This window comes from Pseudomonas mosselii, assembly GCF_005796105.1.
Lineage (GTDB): Bacteria > Pseudomonadota > Gammaproteobacteria > Pseudomonadales > Pseudomonadaceae > Aquipseudomonas > Aquipseudomonas mosselii_C.
In genome coordinates, this window is record NZ_VAUO01000052.1 from 1 (window position 1) to 471 (window position 471).

Below are 471 nucleotides of genomic sequence, written 5' to 3' on the forward strand. Positions count from 1 at the left end.
CCATACCCTGCGTCAGCAAGTACTGCTGGCAGCGCGTGAGGCCAATGCCGAGAAAGCGCTGGGGCTGTTGGCCGCGCGTTACCAGATCACCGACCAGGCCATCCGGGAAAACCCGTTCAGCCAGGAGGTGGAGCGGTACTTGAAGAGCGGCATGGCGCAGGTTGAGGAAATGAAGCAACTGCGTATTACGGGCAATCGGACAGTGGCGGTTGAGTTGACCACCACAGCGCGGGCTAAACCGAACTTTCTCGGGTTGCTTACCTCGGGCGTGGGCGGTGGTGCGAACGCCGGAATGCTGTGGTTCAACGTGATCTCGATGAAGACGGCTTACAACAGCCTGCAAAAAAGCAGTGCGCCGGAATATACGTTGGGGTTTGCAGCGTCGATATTCGGTGTGATTGGAGCAGCCGCGGCGACATTGGTCAGCGTGCGGGCTACGCAGAAGGCCGTGATGCTGAGATTGAGTTCGAC

General features: G+C 59.0%; 1 pseudogene. It reads left to right on the forward strand.

The window, feature by feature from the left end:
• Positions 1 to 471, forward strand: a pseudogene (locus FEM01_RS24040) (T6SS effector BTH_I2691 family protein); the annotation flags it as partial.